At 47.7% G+C, this 14,995-nt stretch carries 17 protein-coding genes; 7 read left to right on the top strand and 10 right to left on the bottom strand.

The window, feature by feature from the left end:
- Positions 1-496 precede the first annotated feature (496 nt).
- Both CYJ37_RS15380 and ytrI read left to right on the top strand, forming a co-directional pair.
- Entirely contained in the window at positions 497-832 is a 336-nt protein-coding gene (locus CYJ37_RS15380; RefSeq protein ID WP_009791343.1) for a YtrH family sporulation protein, read from the top strand.
- Positions 829-1,332 carry a sporulation membrane protein YtrI gene (gene ytrI, locus CYJ37_RS15385; RefSeq protein ID WP_009791342.1) on the top strand — a complete coding sequence of 168 codons (504 nt, stop codon included), beginning with the start codon at positions 829-831 and terminating at the stop codon, positions 1,330-1,332. Before CYJ37_RS15380 ends, ytrI begins: the two co-directional genes overlap by 4 nt.
- Before the next feature lie 38 nt (positions 1,333-1,370).
- On the opposite strand, the gene CYJ37_RS15390 is transcribed toward ytrI, so the two are convergent.
- Entirely contained in the window at positions 1,371-2,303 is a 933-nt protein-coding gene (locus CYJ37_RS15390; protein WP_094766909.1) for a DHH family phosphoesterase, read from the bottom strand.
- Between the two features lie 180 nt (positions 2,304-2,483).
- Here CYJ37_RS15390 and CYJ37_RS15395 point away from each other — a divergent pair, with 180 nt between their 5' ends.
- Positions 2,484-2,795 carry a YtpI family protein gene (locus tag CYJ37_RS15395; protein WP_022544270.1) on the top strand — a complete coding sequence of 104 codons (312 nt, stop codon included), beginning with the start codon at positions 2,484-2,486 and terminating at the stop codon, positions 2,793-2,795.
- A 315-nt stretch (positions 2,796-3,110) separates the two neighbouring features.
- On the opposite strand, the gene CYJ37_RS15400 is transcribed toward CYJ37_RS15395, so the two are convergent.
- From CYJ37_RS15400 to CYJ37_RS15410, 3 genes are all read right to left on the bottom strand, one after another.
- A complete protein-coding gene (locus tag CYJ37_RS15400) occupies positions 3,111-4,430 on the bottom strand; it encodes a CBS domain-containing protein (protein ID WP_094766908.1) in 1,320 nt (439 codons plus the stop codon).
- Positions 4,431-4,561: 131 nt separating this feature from the next.
- On the bottom strand, positions 4,562-4,813 hold the full coding sequence (locus CYJ37_RS15405; RefSeq protein WP_094766907.1) for a hypothetical protein: 252 nt from the start codon (positions 4,811-4,813) through the stop codon (positions 4,562-4,564).
- A 107-nt stretch (positions 4,814-4,920) separates the two neighbouring features.
- Complete coding sequence (locus CYJ37_RS15410) at positions 4,921-5,601, bottom strand: metal-dependent hydrolase (RefSeq protein ID WP_094766906.1); 681 nt, start codon at positions 5,599-5,601, stop codon at positions 4,921-4,923.
- Positions 5,602-5,759: 158 nt separating this feature from the next.
- Between CYJ37_RS15410 and CYJ37_RS15415 the strand changes: the two genes are divergently transcribed.
- Positions 5,760-6,854 (top strand): M24 family metallopeptidase, encoded by a 1,095-nt coding sequence (locus tag CYJ37_RS15415; protein ID WP_094766905.1) that lies wholly within the window; start codon positions 5,760-5,762, stop codon positions 6,852-6,854.
- Between the two features lie 44 nt (positions 6,855-6,898).
- On the opposite strand, the gene ald is transcribed toward CYJ37_RS15415, so the two are convergent.
- Positions 6,899-8,020: an alanine dehydrogenase gene (gene ald, locus CYJ37_RS15420; RefSeq protein ID WP_094766904.1), complete on the bottom strand. Its 1,122-nt coding sequence runs from the start codon at positions 8,018-8,020 to the stop codon at positions 6,899-6,901.
- Positions 8,021-8,268: 248 nt separating this feature from the next.
- Between ald and CYJ37_RS15425 the strand changes: the two genes are divergently transcribed.
- Positions 8,269-9,594, top strand: coding sequence for a purine-cytosine permease family protein (locus tag CYJ37_RS15425; protein ID WP_101550511.1), 1,326 nt, complete (start codon positions 8,269-8,271; stop codon positions 9,592-9,594).
- Between the two features lie 41 nt (positions 9,595-9,635).
- On the opposite strand, the gene CYJ37_RS27330 is transcribed toward CYJ37_RS15425, so the two are convergent.
- Positions 9,636-9,791 carry a hypothetical protein gene (locus tag CYJ37_RS27330; protein ID WP_022544273.1) on the bottom strand — a complete coding sequence of 52 codons (156 nt, stop codon included), beginning with the start codon at positions 9,789-9,791 and terminating at the stop codon, positions 9,636-9,638.
- Between the two features lie 107 nt (positions 9,792-9,898).
- Between CYJ37_RS27330 and CYJ37_RS15430 the strand changes: the two genes are divergently transcribed.
- Positions 9,899-10,351 (top strand): universal stress protein, encoded by a 453-nt coding sequence (locus tag CYJ37_RS15430; protein ID WP_009791719.1) that lies wholly within the window; start codon positions 9,899-9,901, stop codon positions 10,349-10,351.
- A gap of 40 nt (positions 10,352-10,391) precedes the next feature.
- On the opposite strand, the gene argH is transcribed toward CYJ37_RS15430, so the two are convergent.
- Together argH and CYJ37_RS15440 are read right to left on the bottom strand one after the other, a co-directional pair.
- Complete coding sequence (gene argH, locus CYJ37_RS15435; protein ID WP_101550513.1) at positions 10,392-11,780, bottom strand: argininosuccinate lyase; 1,389 nt, start codon at positions 11,778-11,780, stop codon at positions 10,392-10,394.
- The gene (locus CYJ37_RS15440; RefSeq protein ID WP_101550515.1) at positions 11,777-12,982 is read right to left on the bottom strand and encodes an argininosuccinate synthase; all 1,206 of its coding nucleotides are present in this window, start codon (positions 12,980-12,982) and stop codon (positions 11,777-11,779) included. The genes argH and CYJ37_RS15440 overlap by 4 nt, the downstream gene beginning before the upstream one ends.
- 225 nt (positions 12,983-13,207) lie before the next feature.
- On the opposite strand from CYJ37_RS15440, the gene CYJ37_RS15445 reads away from it, so the two are divergent.
- The gene (locus CYJ37_RS15445) at positions 13,208-13,522 is read left to right on the top strand and encodes a hypothetical protein (protein WP_094766899.1); all 315 of its coding nucleotides are present in this window, start codon (positions 13,208-13,210) and stop codon (positions 13,520-13,522) included.
- A 73-nt stretch (positions 13,523-13,595) separates the two neighbouring features.
- Here CYJ37_RS15445 and CYJ37_RS15450 read toward each other — a convergent pair whose 3' ends face one another.
- Both CYJ37_RS15450 and CYJ37_RS15455 read right to left on the bottom strand, forming a co-directional pair.
- On the bottom strand, positions 13,596-14,111 hold the full coding sequence (locus CYJ37_RS15450; protein ID WP_094766898.1) for a MogA/MoaB family molybdenum cofactor biosynthesis protein: 516 nt from the start codon (positions 14,109-14,111) through the stop codon (positions 13,596-13,598).
- Positions 14,111-14,950, bottom strand: coding sequence for an EcsC family protein (locus CYJ37_RS15455; RefSeq protein ID WP_094766897.1), 840 nt, complete (start codon positions 14,948-14,950; stop codon positions 14,111-14,113). The genes CYJ37_RS15450 and CYJ37_RS15455 overlap by 1 nt, the downstream gene beginning before the upstream one ends.
- Positions 14,951-14,995 lie beyond the last annotated feature (45 nt).

The following is a 14,995-nucleotide window of genomic DNA, read 5'->3' on the forward strand; positions in this document are numbered from 1 at the left end:
GGCAGGGATCTTCAACCTCTCCCGCCGGCCCCGCACTAGAAAGAAACTTTTATAATATCAATTATAGAACGTCCGTTTCCAAAAAGAAAATAAGAAATGCGGAAGCGGCTTGCCCAGAGACGACAAGCATAAGACGAGCAGGACGGAAGGTTGTTCTTTAACCTTCTGGCCTGATTGGCTTATGACTCGAGTCTCTAGCCGCTGGAGCTGGACAACACGAAATGCGGAAAAGCCTTGATCAGCCCCGACAAGCATAAGGCGCTTAGGAATAGAAGGCGTTCTTTGCCTTCAATTCCTAAGTGACTTATGACTCGAGGGGCTAGGCTTTGGAGCTGGACAACACGAAATGCGGAAAAGCCTTGCTCATCTGCCTTAAAAATCCCTCCAAACTTTCCTGATCCTGAACATAATAGCTGGAGTTTGTCCATAAGATGGAATAGGGGAAATTTATGAATCTTTTAAACGAGCGACTATCTCGATAAGGAAGGATTACACTATGAAACACCAGCCATTTTTTGCTTCAATGATGGAAAGCTATTTTATTGCACTGGGTGTTTTGATTGGCGGATCGATTATCGGGGGGCTTGCAGCTTTCCTGACCGGCAAGCCGCCTCTGACTGAGGTGTTCCGCCTCTCCAATATGATCAGGATCTGGGCGATCGTCGCCGCGATCGGGGGCACTTTCGATGCTGTATACAGCTTTGAAAGAGGGCTGTTCCAGGGAGAGACAAAAGATATTTTCAAACAGTTCATGCTCATTCTTTCCGCGCTGGGCGGAGCACAAACGGGGGCACTAATCATCAGCTGGCTCACACAGGAGCATATATCATGAGGATCCCTCCTTATTACAGGAAGCCGGCATGGCAGCAGCTGTTTGCCGGCATGGCCATTGGCGGCGCCGTCAGCTGGTTCATCTTTTTGTTCATTTTTGGCGTATGGCAGGAGGACTACAGTTTTAAGATAGAAAAACAGGAAGAAACAATTGCAGGGCTAAGAAATGATATCAAGCTCTGGCAGGAGAGCTTCAAGGAACAGAATAAGAAAAGCCTTAAACAGATGACTGTACAGGACATAAAAGTAAAAATAACCAACGCCGATAAATATAAGCTTGATACATTGAGTGTGCTTCAGGTCGAGGACAGCGTCAAGGAGGATATAAGAATTCTGGTGGCAAAGGATATGGAAAGCGTATCGAAAAGCACAGGACTGATCAGGAAGGTCATTGAAAACCGGACATTCCGCATCAATGATAAAAGATACCGCCTGGAAGTAAGTGAAATGGTCATTTTTACAACATTGACGATTTCCTTGAAGATATCTTTTGAAGACTAAGGAAAGGGCGCCCATTATACCGGCGCCCTTTCAGCCTGTTACAGGCAGATTTCCTCCAAATCTTTGATAACATCCTTCTTTTCTTCCCATGAATGGATGGAAGCTCCTGCTGCCAGGGGATGTCCCCCGCCTTTATACTTCTTGGCCAGGCCATTGATGACCGGCCCCTTTGAACGGAGGCGGACCCTGATCTGATCTTCTTCCTCGATAAAGAATACCCATGCTTTGATTCCCTGGACATTGCCAAGTACCCCTACAAGAAGGGATGCATCTGAAGCCTTAAGTCCATATTGCTCCTGAAGCTCCCTGCTGATTGTCACAGATGCTGCGCCGTTGGCAAGAACCTCGAAATTCTGCAGAACATATCCGTTCAGTTTGACGACATTCGGCTTCAGCTCATACATTTTGTCGTAAAGATCTGTCCGTGAAAAATTATAGCGGATCAATTCACCAGCAATTTCAAAGGTTTTTTCCGTTGTGCTCGGAAACAGGAATCGTCCCGTATCCCCGACAATTCCCCCGTATATCAGCCTGGCTGCCTCATCAGACATCTTTAATCCTGCATCCTTCCCCTCCAGGTAGAACTCATAGATCATTTCACTGACAGAGCTGGCATCGGTTTCAACCCACATAATGTCGCCATAAGGATCTTCGTTCGGGTGATGGTCGATTTTAATGAGCTTATCGCCCATCGTATATCGCTGGTCACAGACCCGCTCCTGATTGGCTGTGTCGCACACAATGACCAAAGCCCCTTTATAGGCTTCATCCGGGATGCTGTCAAGCCGCCTCATAAAGTTCAGCGACTCTTCCTCCTTCCCGACCGTATATACCGTTTTTTCCGGGAAAGATGTTTTAATGATTTCCGCCAGCCCGCCCTGGGAGCCGTATGCATCAGGATCAGGCCTTACATGGCGGTGGATGATGATGGTATCATATTTTTTTATTTCATCAAGAATTTTTGATTTCATTGTGGTCTCCTTTTAGAAAGAATATCTAATTATTAGCATAAAAGAATCAAAAGAAAAAGAAACGGCCTGCTCTTTTTATGGCTTTTCCTCCTGATTATCGTTAAAATAATATAGGTGCCGGCTCATAATCAGGCTGACACTTATATTAATCCCAAGAGAATGATGCCCGGAGGAATTCAAATGCCTGTTTTAGTCATACTGATTGTTATTTCCATTGCATTCTATGTATTCTATAAAATAAAGACTGTGAGAAGCCGGAGGCCTGCGGAAAAAAAGTGGCTGTCTGCCAAGTCAAGCATCGCGCTGGGACTGTTTGTCGCCTTATTCGGCATCAACCAGCTTTTCCTTTACAGCACAACTGTCACCTATATTGTCGCTGCCGTCTTTATTATTCTCGGCGGAATCAATGTCTGGGCAGGTTTTAAAGCCTACCAGCATTATCTTCCTTATGCCGCTAAGGAAGCAGAAGATCTCCGCAAACAGCAAAATTAAAGCCTTTTTCAAAAAGCCGTTCCTTATGGAAGCGGCTTTTATTTATGGCTTGGTTCAAGATGCGGAAGCTGCCTAATGGGCAAGCCGCCTCCGCTTTTATCATTTATAGTTATTCCTCTTCGGTCTTCGAAAACAGTCCAGTTCCGGGCGCTAGCCCCTCGAGTCATAAGCTGATCAGGCCAGAAGGTTAAAGAACAACCTTCCACCCTTCTTGTCTTATGCTGGGCCCACAGGATGTGGGTCATGCAGGCGTTGCCACAGGACGTGGCGTTCTTAGCCTGCGTTCTTTAATATAGCACAGCTTTTCTGCATTTCTTAATGCCGGTCAATGAGCTGGCACATCATCATGGCTTTTCCTACGAGAATGCCTTCACTGAAGACTTCGACGTCTACTTTGCCGAATTTGCGACCGGCTTCAAGTATTTTTGGAACGATTTCGAGTACGCTGTCGATCTGGACAGGCTTCAGGAAGTAGATAGTCATATTCTCAACAACAAGATCCCCTTTTTTATAGCTTCTCAGGACTCTGTTGGCTGCTTCGGTGACAATGGTTGTGAACACGCCGTAAGAGATTGTGCCGAGCGGATTGGTCATCTGGGGGCTGACCTCGCAGCGGTATACATCTTCTCCCCTCGCCTTTCCGCGCGACAGGACCAGCTGGCTTGTTACAGTATCATCAATTGTCTCTCCCACCTGCGGCTGCCTCTGGATCATCTGCAGCGCCTTGAGTACATCCTGCCTGCTGATGATCCCCTGGAGCCGATTGGCTTCATCGGCAACTGGAAGAACCTCGATGCCTTCCCAGACCATCATATGGGCGGCTGATGCTACACTTGTCTTCCCGTTTACAGTCATCGGGCTTTTGGTCATCAGCTTTTCGATAGCTGATTCCGGAGCATGTCCCATTATATCCTTTGAAGTGATCATGCCCTGTATTTTCATATTCTGATCCACGACAGGGAAGCGGCTGTGAAGGGTTTCCCTGTTGCGGCCATGCCATTCTGAAACAGTTTCAGAGGAATAAAGGAACACCGTTTCCTGCAGTGGGGTCAAAATATCCTCTACCATGACAATCTCTTTTTTGATCAGCTGATCATAGATGGCCCTGTTGATCATCGTGGCAACAGTAAACGTATCATAGCTAGTAGAGATGATCGGCAGCTGAAGGTCATCTGCCAGCTTTTTGACCTCATCATCCGTATCGAATCCGCCTGTAATCAGGACCGCCGCCTCTGCTTTAAGTGCCAGCTCATGGGCGCGTGTCCTGTTTCCTATGATCAGCAGGTTCCCGGCGCCTGTATAGCGCATCATGGCTTCCAGCTTCATGGCGCCGATCACGAATTTATTAAGGGTTTTATGGAGGCCGTCGCGCCCTCCAAGGACAGTCCCGTCTACAATGTTGACCACTTCAGCGAATGTCAGCTTTTCAATATTCTCTTTTTTCTTCCTTTCGATCCTGATGGTGCCGACTCTTTCAATCGTGCTAACATATCCTTTATTTTCAGCATCCTTGATTGCACGGTAAGCCGTTCCCTCACTGACCGACAAGGCCTTTGCTATCTGCCTGACAGATATTTTCTCGCCGATCGGAAGCTCATCTATATATTGCAGAATTTGTTCATGCTTAGTAGCCAAAACCTTCACCCTTTATTTAAAATTGCTGTTCGTCTTGTAAATTTTTCTTATTTTATTATAAGGTGAATTCCCGGCCGATTCAATTTACGATTGATGTTATAACACATATCCGCAGGACAGGAGCCCTCAGGTTATTTGCTGAAGCTCCTGGCCGGCCTCTTTTTCCTTCTGGCTGCTGCTCCCGCAGAAAGCCTTGCCTTCGCTTTGGCCTGCGAAAACAGCAGGCCGGATAGATTGCCGGCCACCACAAACAGGGCCAGCAGCAGCCAGGCCCCGGCAAAGATGCCTTCCGCCCCCGCGCTTTCAATCGACAGCTTGGGGACCGCATAGTACAGCATCATCCCGCACAGCAGGATACACAGTAAATACCGATTGTTTTTCATTGCAACTCCTCCTTTTTCTATTTTATATCTATGCGGACATGCCTGAAAAAGACCTTTAGATAAGGAGGGGGCGGCTCAGAAAAAAAGAAGTGCAGCCGCAGCTGCACTTATAGTTCGATGGACTCCCCTGCTTCAAGCACCTTGCCTTTGCCTGAAGGAAGCATTTCAATAAATTTCTGCGGATCCTGTTTGATCGGGGGGAAAGTATTAAAATGGATCGGTACTGTCACCCCTGCCTTCAGCAGCTCAGCTGCATATGCGGCATCTTCAGGCCCCATTGTGAAGTTATCGCCAATCGGCAGGAATGCAACATCAATCGGATGGCGCTCGCCGATCAGCTTCATATCTGAAAATAATGCAGTATCTCCTGCATGATAAACCGTTTTTCCCTCAGACGTGAAAAGGACGCCGGCCGGCATGCCAAGATAGATAATCTCTTTATTCTCTGTCATCAGCCCGGTGCCATGAATGGCAGGTGTGAGCTTTACCTTTCCAAAGTCGAACTCATAAGCTCCTCCGATGCTCATCGCATGCGTCCTGATGCCCTGCCAGCCAAGATAAGCAGCAAGCTCGGCATTTGCAATAACAAGAGAATCATTCTTCCTTGCCAATTCCACTGTATCCCCAAGATGGTCGCTGTGGCCGTGTGTCAGGATGATGACATCCGGTTTGACGTCCTCTGCCTTCAGGTCTGTCAGTTCATTCCCTGTGATGAATGGATCGAATAAAATTACTTTGCCTTTTGTTTCAATTTTTACGACAGCATGCCCATGGTATGAAACCTTCATCGCTATCTTCTCCCTTCAAACTCTTATGTAATTCAATGTTCAACAAAAATACAGGATTTCCTCCCTGATATAGTCCTATACCCTTTCTAATTCACAATTAAAAGTTTACAATTAACATGAAGCAAACTGCACTTACATACGATTTAGGAGGTTTTTGCATGGACAGCAGAATCAGCAAGTTATCACAATGGATGAAGGAAGAGGATATTGACTTCAGCTTTATCACTTCTCCCGATAATGTCTTTTACTTAAGCGGGTTCCTAAGCGATCCGCATGAACGCCTCCTTGGCCTTGGCGTTTTCCAGGATGAAGAGCCTTTCCTTGTCTGCCCCGGGATGGAAAAAAATGATGCTAAGAATGCCGGATGGAATTATGAAATCATCGGCTACAGCGATACGGATAATCCATGGGAATTCATCTCTTCGGCCATCCAGAAAAGAAATCAAAAAGTCAGCAGGGCTGCAGTTGAAAAAGAACATATGAATGTAGAGCGTTATGAAGCAATTTCTGCTTTATTCTCCAGCGCGGCATTCGTTCCTGCAGAAGAAAAGCTGAGAAAGCTCAGGATGGTGAAGGATGACAAGGAGCTGAAAATCATCCGTGAAGCATGCGCCCTGGCCGACTTTGCCATCCAGACAGGCTGTGAAGAAATTAAGGAAGGAAAGACCGAGATGGATGTCCTCGCTGCGGTCGAGTATGCCTTGAAGAAAAAGGGCATCAATGAAATGTCCTTCTCCACGATGGTCCTGACCGGCGCAAACGGCGCTTCCCCCCACGGGACACCGGGAATGACCAAAATCAAGAAAGGCGATCTTGTCCTTTTTGATTTAGGTGTCGTAGTCGACGGCTACTGCTCAGACATCACCCGCACTGTCGCATACGGTGAGATCAGCGAGAAGCAGAGAGAAATATATGAAACAGTCCTTAAAGCGCAGCTGGCCGCCGTGGACGCATCAAAGCCGGGAGCTGCCTGCTCTGAAATAGATATGACGGCAAGAAATATCATTGCAGAGGCCGGCTACGGGGAATACTTCCCTCACCGCCTCGGCCATGGTCTCGGAGTAAGTGTACATGAGTATCCTTCGTTGACTTCAGCCAACTCCCTTCAGCTTGAGAAAGGCATGGTATTTACCATTGAGCCTGGCATTTATGTTCCTGGTGTGGCAGGCGTCCGGATAGAGGATGATCTGGCCGTAACAGAAAACGGTGTTGAGATTTTAACGAAATTCCCGAAGGAACTTCAATTTGTCTGATTGAAGCAAAAAGATCCGGAGCAGCGGCTCCGGATCTTTTCTATTTACTGCTGCTCAAGCAGCGTCGCTGTATCAGAATAGTCAAGGCCATGTGCCTCGGCTACAGCTTTATACGTAACATAGCCGTTAAGAGTATTGATTCCCTTCAGCAGAGCTTCATTATCTGCGCATGCCTGCTTATACCCTTTATTGGCGATCTGGACTGCATACGGCACAGTCACGTTCGTCAGGGCAATCGTTGAAGTGCGCGGCACGGCGCCAGGCATATTGGCAACCGCGTAATGGACTACACCGTGTTTTTCGTAAGTCGGGTTGTCATGGGTAGTGATTCTGTCAGTTGTCTCAAAAATCCCTCCCTGGTCAATCGCAATATCAACCACGACAGAGCCTGGGTTCATGCTCATGATCATTTCTTCTGTCACAAGCTTTGGCGCTTTTGCTCCCGGAATGAGAACGGCACCGATCACTAGATCAGAATCTTTGACCGCTTCTGCAATATTATAAGGATTGGACATCAATGTTGTCACATCATTGCCGAAGATATCATCAAGCTGGCGCAGGCGTTCCGGGCTCAGGTCGATGATTGTCACCTTTGCACCAAGTCCTACTGCCATTTTAGCTGCATTCGTACCGGCTACACCGCCGCCGATGATTGTTACTTTTCCGCGCTGCACGCCAGGCACACCGGATAACAGGATCCCTTTGCCGCCATGGACCTTCTCCAGGAACTGCGCCCCGATCTGGGAAGCCATCCTTCCGGCAACCTCGCTCATTGGGGTCAAGAGAGGCAATGCATGATTGGCAAGCTGGACCGTTTCATAAGCGATCCCAACCACTTTATGATCAATCAGAGCCTTCGTCAGCTCCGGCTCTGGAGCTAAATGCAAGTATGTAAATAAAATCAGGCCTTCACGGAAATAAGCATATTCACTAGGCAGGGGCTCTTTTACCTTCATGACCATTTCCATGGACCATGCTTCCTCTGCACTGTTTACGATTTTCGCGCCAGCAGCTGTATAATCTTCATCAGTGAAACCGGATCCCATGCCAGCCTGGGTTTCAATAAATACTTCATGACCAAAGTTCAGCAAATTGACAACGCCAGCCGGTGTCATTGCGACACGATTTTCATTGTTTTTTATCTCTCTGGGTATTCCGATACGCATGCTGCATACCTCCTGCAAAATATAGTAAATAGGATAGAACCGATACTACTATAACACCTTTATAGGAAAAGAAGAAAGTAAAATTTTTTTATCGCCTGCAAACCCTTACATTGCCGTGATGATACGCTCTTGTTAAAAATGCTGAGTTATTCGGTTAAGATGACTTCTTTCCATGCCCGGGACAAAAAAATATCCTTCAGTTCCACCGATTATTGTAAAATGTATTTAGAAAGAGAGCTGATGCAAGTATGGCGTCAACTGCCAACATACAAAAAGACAGCCGGGGTAAAATTGAGCAGCTTGGGCTGGAGGCCGTTCCCTCCCATCTCAAACAGACACCCTGGTATGATTACATGATTCTGCAGATGGCCTTTTCGGTAAATTCGGGGAATTTCCTTGTCCCTGCACTCGCCGTGATTTCAGGGGGCCTTTCTTTTTATGCTGCCGCAGCATCCACCATGATCGGGGCGGCTTTCGCCTTTCTGTTTGTGTCCTTCTTGACGCTGCCCGGATCCCGCTACGGGCTGCCTGCCCAATATGCGATCAGAAGCATGCTTGGCACAGGGGCGGCAAGATATATTTCGTCTCCGATCCGTACTTTGACCTCATTATACTGGTTTGCTGTCCAGACGATCGGCGGAACTGCTGTACTGACCGAGCTGGGCAGCAGGCTTTTTTCTGTCAGGCTGCCTTTTCTGGCAGTGTCGGTCTGCCTGGCCCTGATCATGGCCATATTAGCGCTTGTCGGCTTTGATGCGGTGAAAAAAGCAACCCGCTATTTTATGCCATTTCTGCTGATCGGCCAGGCTGCACTGTTTGTCCTGCTGATCCAAAAAGCGGGCCAGACTGATCACAGCATAATCTTAACCCATGGCAGCTGGGAGTTTTCTTCATTCCTGTTCTATTCAAGCCTGGCTTTTGTCCAATACGTTTCAGGATTAAGTGCTTCTTCTGATATGGCAAGGTACGCGAAGTCTGAACGCGGCGCTTTCTGGGGGCTTTTTTCCGGGAACACAGCCGGCTTTGCCATCACAGCCGTTTTAGGGGCATTGTCTGCAAGCCTCCTGGGAGAGCTGAATCCATTTGTGTCGGCAAGCACCCTCACATCTTCTGTTTCCGTACTGGTGCTGATTTTCGCCTGTGCCATGATGTCGATGATTTCCATCAACCTGAACAACGCCTATACAGGCGGATTCAGTCTGCTGAATACATTCCAGGGGCTCGGCAGGATAAAGAGTGCATGCCTGTTCGGACTCGCTGCGGTCATTCTGAGCTGCTTTCCTGATATCGTTGAATCAGCGCAGAAATACATCTCTCTGCTCGGCACCTTTGTCATTCCCATTTCTGCGGTTATTGCAGCAGATTTTCTTTTCATAAAAAGGCGGAAGCTGACTGAGGCAGATCTGCTGGTCCTGCGGGAGCCTGGTTTTGTCAATAAGCAGGCAATCATCAGCATGGCTTTCGGGATCATCTCTTACAGCCTCCTGCCTGAAAATGCTTCTCCAGGTTTTGTTTCATTTATAGCCACCGCTTCCCTTTACATTTGTCTTCAGCTGCGAAAAGGAAGGCAATAACGAGAAAGTGCAGGACAGCGCCCTGCACTTTTTTCAATGTTTTATTTTGTTTCCTCTTCGCTGCTGTAAGTGTCGACTCTTCCATTTTCCTGATCGATGACACCGCTGTTGTACGAATCCATGATTTGTGCACTTACCTGGCTGTGTCCCTGGTCGTCATAGATATAATGAGACTGCCCTTTCGGCTCTTTTGGCATCTTCATTTCCCCCTTATCGATTTTTTTCATCTATACTATCTTTCGAATTTCTGTAACAGTTATGCATTTTGGGGTAATGTATAATAAAGGTAAAGGAGGAGATGCAAATGACGCTCACGTACAAAAACATTTTAGTAGCAGTAGACGGTTCCAAGGAAGCGGAATGGGCCTTCAAGAAGGCGGTCGGGATCGCAGTCAGGAACAAAGCCAGGCTGACCCTTGCCCACATTATCGATACGCGCACCTTCGCAACTGTCGAAGCCTATGACAGGACGATTGCTGAAAGGGCTGACATGTTTGCAGCCGAGCTGCTTAAAAAATATCAGCAGGAAGCAGTGGAGGCTGGAGTAGAAAATGTGGAATATGTGACAGATTATGGTTCTCCGAAAGTAAAGATACCCAAGGAAATTGCCAAGGTCCAGCATGCAGATCTGATTGTCTGCGGGGCAACTGGTTTGAATGCAGTTGAACGCTTCCTGATCGGCAGCGTTTCCGAACATATCACCCGCTATGCCCCATGTGATGTGCTTGTAGTCAGGACCGAAAAGGACCCGGAATAATAGTTAAAAGGCCGCTGCTTCCCTGCAGCGGCCTTTATTGTTATGAGTAGGCTTTATCCTTCAGGCGCCCTTTTGCTTTTTCCAGCGCCTTCTTTATTTGGGCAAACCCTGTTCCGCCCTGGCTGTTCCTTCTTGCAACAGCCGCCCGCGGGTCAATGACCTCGTAAATATCCTCCTCAAAAAGGGCGCTTGCCTCCTTATACACTTCCATCGGCAGGCCGGAAAGGAAGCAGCCTCTGTTCACACAATCAAGGACAAGCTTCCCGACAATTTCGTGGGCTTCCCTGAATGGCAAGCCTTTACCGGAAAGATAGTCAGCCAGTTCTGTCGCATTGGAAAAATCGCTTTTCGTGGCCTTTTCCATTACTTCACTGTTAACCGTCATGGACCCAACCATGCCGGAAAAAATTTTAAGTGAGCCAATAACCGTTCTAACTGTATCAAACATTCCCTCTTTATCTTCCTGCATATCTTTGTTATAAGCAAGAGGCAGCCCCTTCAGCACTGTGAGCAGGCCGACAAGGTTGCCGTAGACGCGGCCGGTTTTTCCGCGTATCAGTTCTGCCATGTCTGGGTTTTTCTTTTGCGGCATAATGCTGCTTCCTGTAGCAAAACTGTCATCGAGCTCAATGAACCGGAATTCCTGGCTCGACCAGAGAATGATTTCCTCGCTGAAACGGGACAGATGCATCATCAGAATGCTGCTTGCTGAAAGGAATTCAAGGATAAAGTCCCTGTCGCTTACAGCATCCATGCTGTTTTCATAGATGTCATCAAACCCGAGCAGACTGGCTGTCAGCTCGCGGTCGATTGGAAAGGTTGTACCGGCAAGGGCGCCTGCACCAAGAGGAGAAACATTGATCCTTTTCAGATTCTCGCTGTATCTCTCCTTATCCCTTTCCAGCATCCAGAAATAAGCCATCAAGTGATGCGCAAACGAAATAGGCTGTGCTCTCTGAAGATGAGTATAGCCCGGCATGAGGGTTTCCACATTCTCCTCTGCCTGGGAAAGCAGGGCTGCCTGGAGCTCTTCAATCAGCTTGATAACATGTGCTGCCTGTTTCTTTAAATACAAGTGCATATCTGTTGCTACCTGATCATTCCTGCTTCTGCCTGTATGAAGCTTGCCGCCGACAGGCCCGATTTCGTCCGTAAGCAGGCTTTCCAGGTTCAGATGTATATCCTCCAGCTTTACAGAGAAAGGAAGCCCTTCCTCCTGGGACTTTTCCTTTAACAGCTTGAGTCCCTTTTGGATCTGAGCTGCTTCCTCCTCTTCAATAATCCCGCAGCGGGACAGCATTTCCACGTGTGCAAGGCTTCCCTCTATATCTTCCTCAACAAGCTCCTGGTCAAAGGAGATGGAGGCTCCGAATTCATCGACCCATTCTTCTGCCGATTTCGTGAATCTTCCTCCCCAAAGCTTTTTCACACTGTCACCTTCTTATTCTGGACAATGCTTTGAACCTTTGTCGGCAGGCCCCATAACTGGATAAAACCAACCGCGGCATTATGGTCGAATTCATCTTCAGATGTATATGTGGCCAATTTTTCATCATAAAGGGAATAAGGAGATTTTCTGCCTTCGACGATGCTGTGCCCCTTGAACAATTTCACCCTTACAGTTCCTGTCACATGCTTTTGTGTTTCCTCAAGGAAAGCCGTTAAAGCCTTTTTCAATGGCGAGAACCAAAGCCCTTCATAAATCAGCTCAGTCAGTTTTTTCTCGATGACAGGCTTGAAATGGGCAAGCTCTTTAACAAGTGTGAGGTCTTCAAGCTCTTTATGCGCTTTGATCAGCGTCATGGCTCCCGGACACTCATAGACTTCCCTTGATTTAATGCCGACAAGTCTGTTCTCAACATGGTCAATGCGCCCGACTCCATGCTTGCCTGCCATCAGATTCAGCTCCAGAATCAACTCGGATAACGGATAAGCTTTGCCGTTCAGGCTTACCGGCACCCCTTTGCTGAATTCGATTTCTACGATATCAGGTGTGTCAGGCGTATACTCAAGGCTTGTTGTCAGGTCGTAGGCCTCTTCAGGCGGAGCCGCCCACGGATCTTCCAGAATCCCGCACTCATTGCTGCGGCCCCAAAGGTTCTGGTCTATTGAGAACGGAGAATCCAGATTGATCGGAATCGGGATATTATTATCCTTTGCATATTGGATTTCTTCTTCTCTGGACCATTTCCATTCCCTTACAGGCGCGAGCACCTTGAGGTCTGGATTAAGTGCCTGGATCGATACCTCGAATCTTACCTGGTCATTTCCTTTTCCTGTACAGCCATGCGCAACAGCAGCGGCGCCTTCCTTTTCAGCCACTTCAACAAGCTTTTTAGCAATAAGAGGCCTGGAAAGAGCAGATACAAGCGGGTATTTGCCTTCATATAGAGCATGCGCCTGAAGGGCAGCAAGTGCATATTCATTCGCAAACTCTTCTTTCACATCCAGTACATATGACTGGACTGCTCCCACTTTAAGCGCCTTTTCCTGGATGAACTTCAGATCCTTGCCTTCCCCAACGTCAAGGCAGCACGCAACCACCGAGTATCCCTGGTCGCCAAGCCATTTGATCGCCACAGAAGTATCCAGTCCGCCTGAGTATGCTAAAACAACTTTTTGATTTGACATGAAAATTTCCTCCTCTATAGATGAACGAATAAATATTCATTTAAATTATGTTTTTATACAATTAACTAGTTAATACTCTAACAATATTCCGGGATTAATTCAATAGTTATTCGTTAAAATGTATAAAAATTTATGGTGACAGGCACCTGTACCAGTCCGGCCGACTGGTATAGGTGCCTGTCACCATGTACAATAAAAGCAGCCTATTTTTGGGGGACGGATGAGATGGAGGATGTTTTCATTTTGGATAAGCGCCTGGGGATTGCTGTCCCTGTGCTGGATGGCGAGTGGGAAGAGTACCCGCAGGAAGAGCGCCAGGAAATTCTGTATACATGGGAGAAGATACGCGGGGGGATCCCGGACAGGATATCAGAGCTTGAGACGCAGATAAACCGCAGACAGGACCAGCTCGCAGATGAAGAGAATTTTGAGCTTTCATGCAAATTGAACAGTGAGATCGCGGATCTTGCTTCCATCATCAACGATCTTTGGCTGTGGTACAGGGCCAATCAGGAAATCGGGGGAAAGCTGCATCGCTGATTTAAGATCTATAGAGAATATTATTCAGGCAAAGCAAAAAGGCAGGGCGCCATGATGGCGCCCCGCCCCCTTTTTATACAAGATCTTTCTTTACTTCCCTTATAACATGCCCCAGCTCCGGGATGATCAATTTATTCATGGCCAGCCTTACTGCACCTGAAGATCCAGGTGTGGAAAAGACAGCTGTATTCTCGATGATGCCCGCAGAAGCGCGGGAGAGAATTGCAGCAGAGCCGATGTCCTCCTGGTAGCTCAGCATACGGAATAATTCCCCGAAGCCGCTAATTTCCTTTTGATAAAGTGCACTCACCGTTTCAATGGTTACATCCCTTAAAGCGATTCCTGTCCCGCCATTGGTAAGGACTGCATCGATATCCGGATCTGAACATCCCTCCAGGACCGCCTGACGGATCTTTTCTTTTTCATCGGCGACAATCTGGTAGGAACTTACCCTGTGGCCCTCTGCTTCAAGAAGTTCCTTCATCAGCCTTCCGCTTTTATCGGTCTCCGAATTTCTTGTATCACTGATGGTAATGATTTTGCATCTGACTGTTTTGGGGGCTTCTTTTTTGTGTTCCTCGCTGCTCATCAAACTTCACCCTGTTTCTTCAGCAGATACCTGTACTGATAATATTTATGGGCAAAATCAGTGACCTTCCTTGTAAACTGATAGTTTGCCCCTGCTCCTATGGCCATGCTGACAAGCGGGATGCCCTGGATGGATTTCCTTTTGAAAGCTGCTATAGCCAGGCCTTTGAAAAGCTGTTTGATCGGCTGGCCCATCCAGGCGATGTCCGTCAGTTCCTCCTGCCCCTCATAAAAATAAGCTTCTTCCGCATTCTCCAGTTCGGCCAGAAGCTGTTCCCAGGCCTGTCCCTGAAGCCGCGGCGGCAGGATTGATGCGCAAAACACCTTTAAAGAAGCCATCATCTCATAAGGTGTGTTCACTTCAATCCCATATGTCATCGCGATGAGCTGGACTGCACGCAAATTGATGACAGCCATCGCAGGAAGATCGGATCCAAGCAGCAGCACACCGCCGGTCCCCGATGCCCCTCCCTGTGCAAATGAGTAAAGGCGGTGGCGGGCAATCTGCTGATTGGCTATGTATTGCAGCTGATTGATGTCCAATGAAGCCAGATCTTCCACTGTTTCAATGCCGGCATCAAAGATGCGGCCTGCAGATAGGATTCGTTCCTTTGCATCCAGCTGGAGCTGTGAGCTTTGGATCAAGGCATGGAGATGGAACAGCCAGTTATCCAGGGAAGCAAAAAATTGCTGCTGAGTTTTCTCAGGAAGCAGCAGGAACGCCTTTTCTAAATATTTGTCATAGGTCAGCTCCAAATCATTGGATTCATACTGTGCCAGCTTGTCTTCCCATTGTGCGATCTCAGATAAAGCCTGTTCTTCCCGTCCGTTTAGTGCCATATCTTCATCCTCCTTGCCGGTGTTTTTGTTCAGTATAGCATATTG

It is taken from the genome of Bacillus sp. UMB0728 (genome assembly GCF_002858875.1).
In the GTDB taxonomy this organism is placed as follows: domain Bacteria; phylum Bacillota; class Bacilli; order Bacillales; family Cytobacillaceae; genus Bacillus_AB; species Bacillus_AB infantis.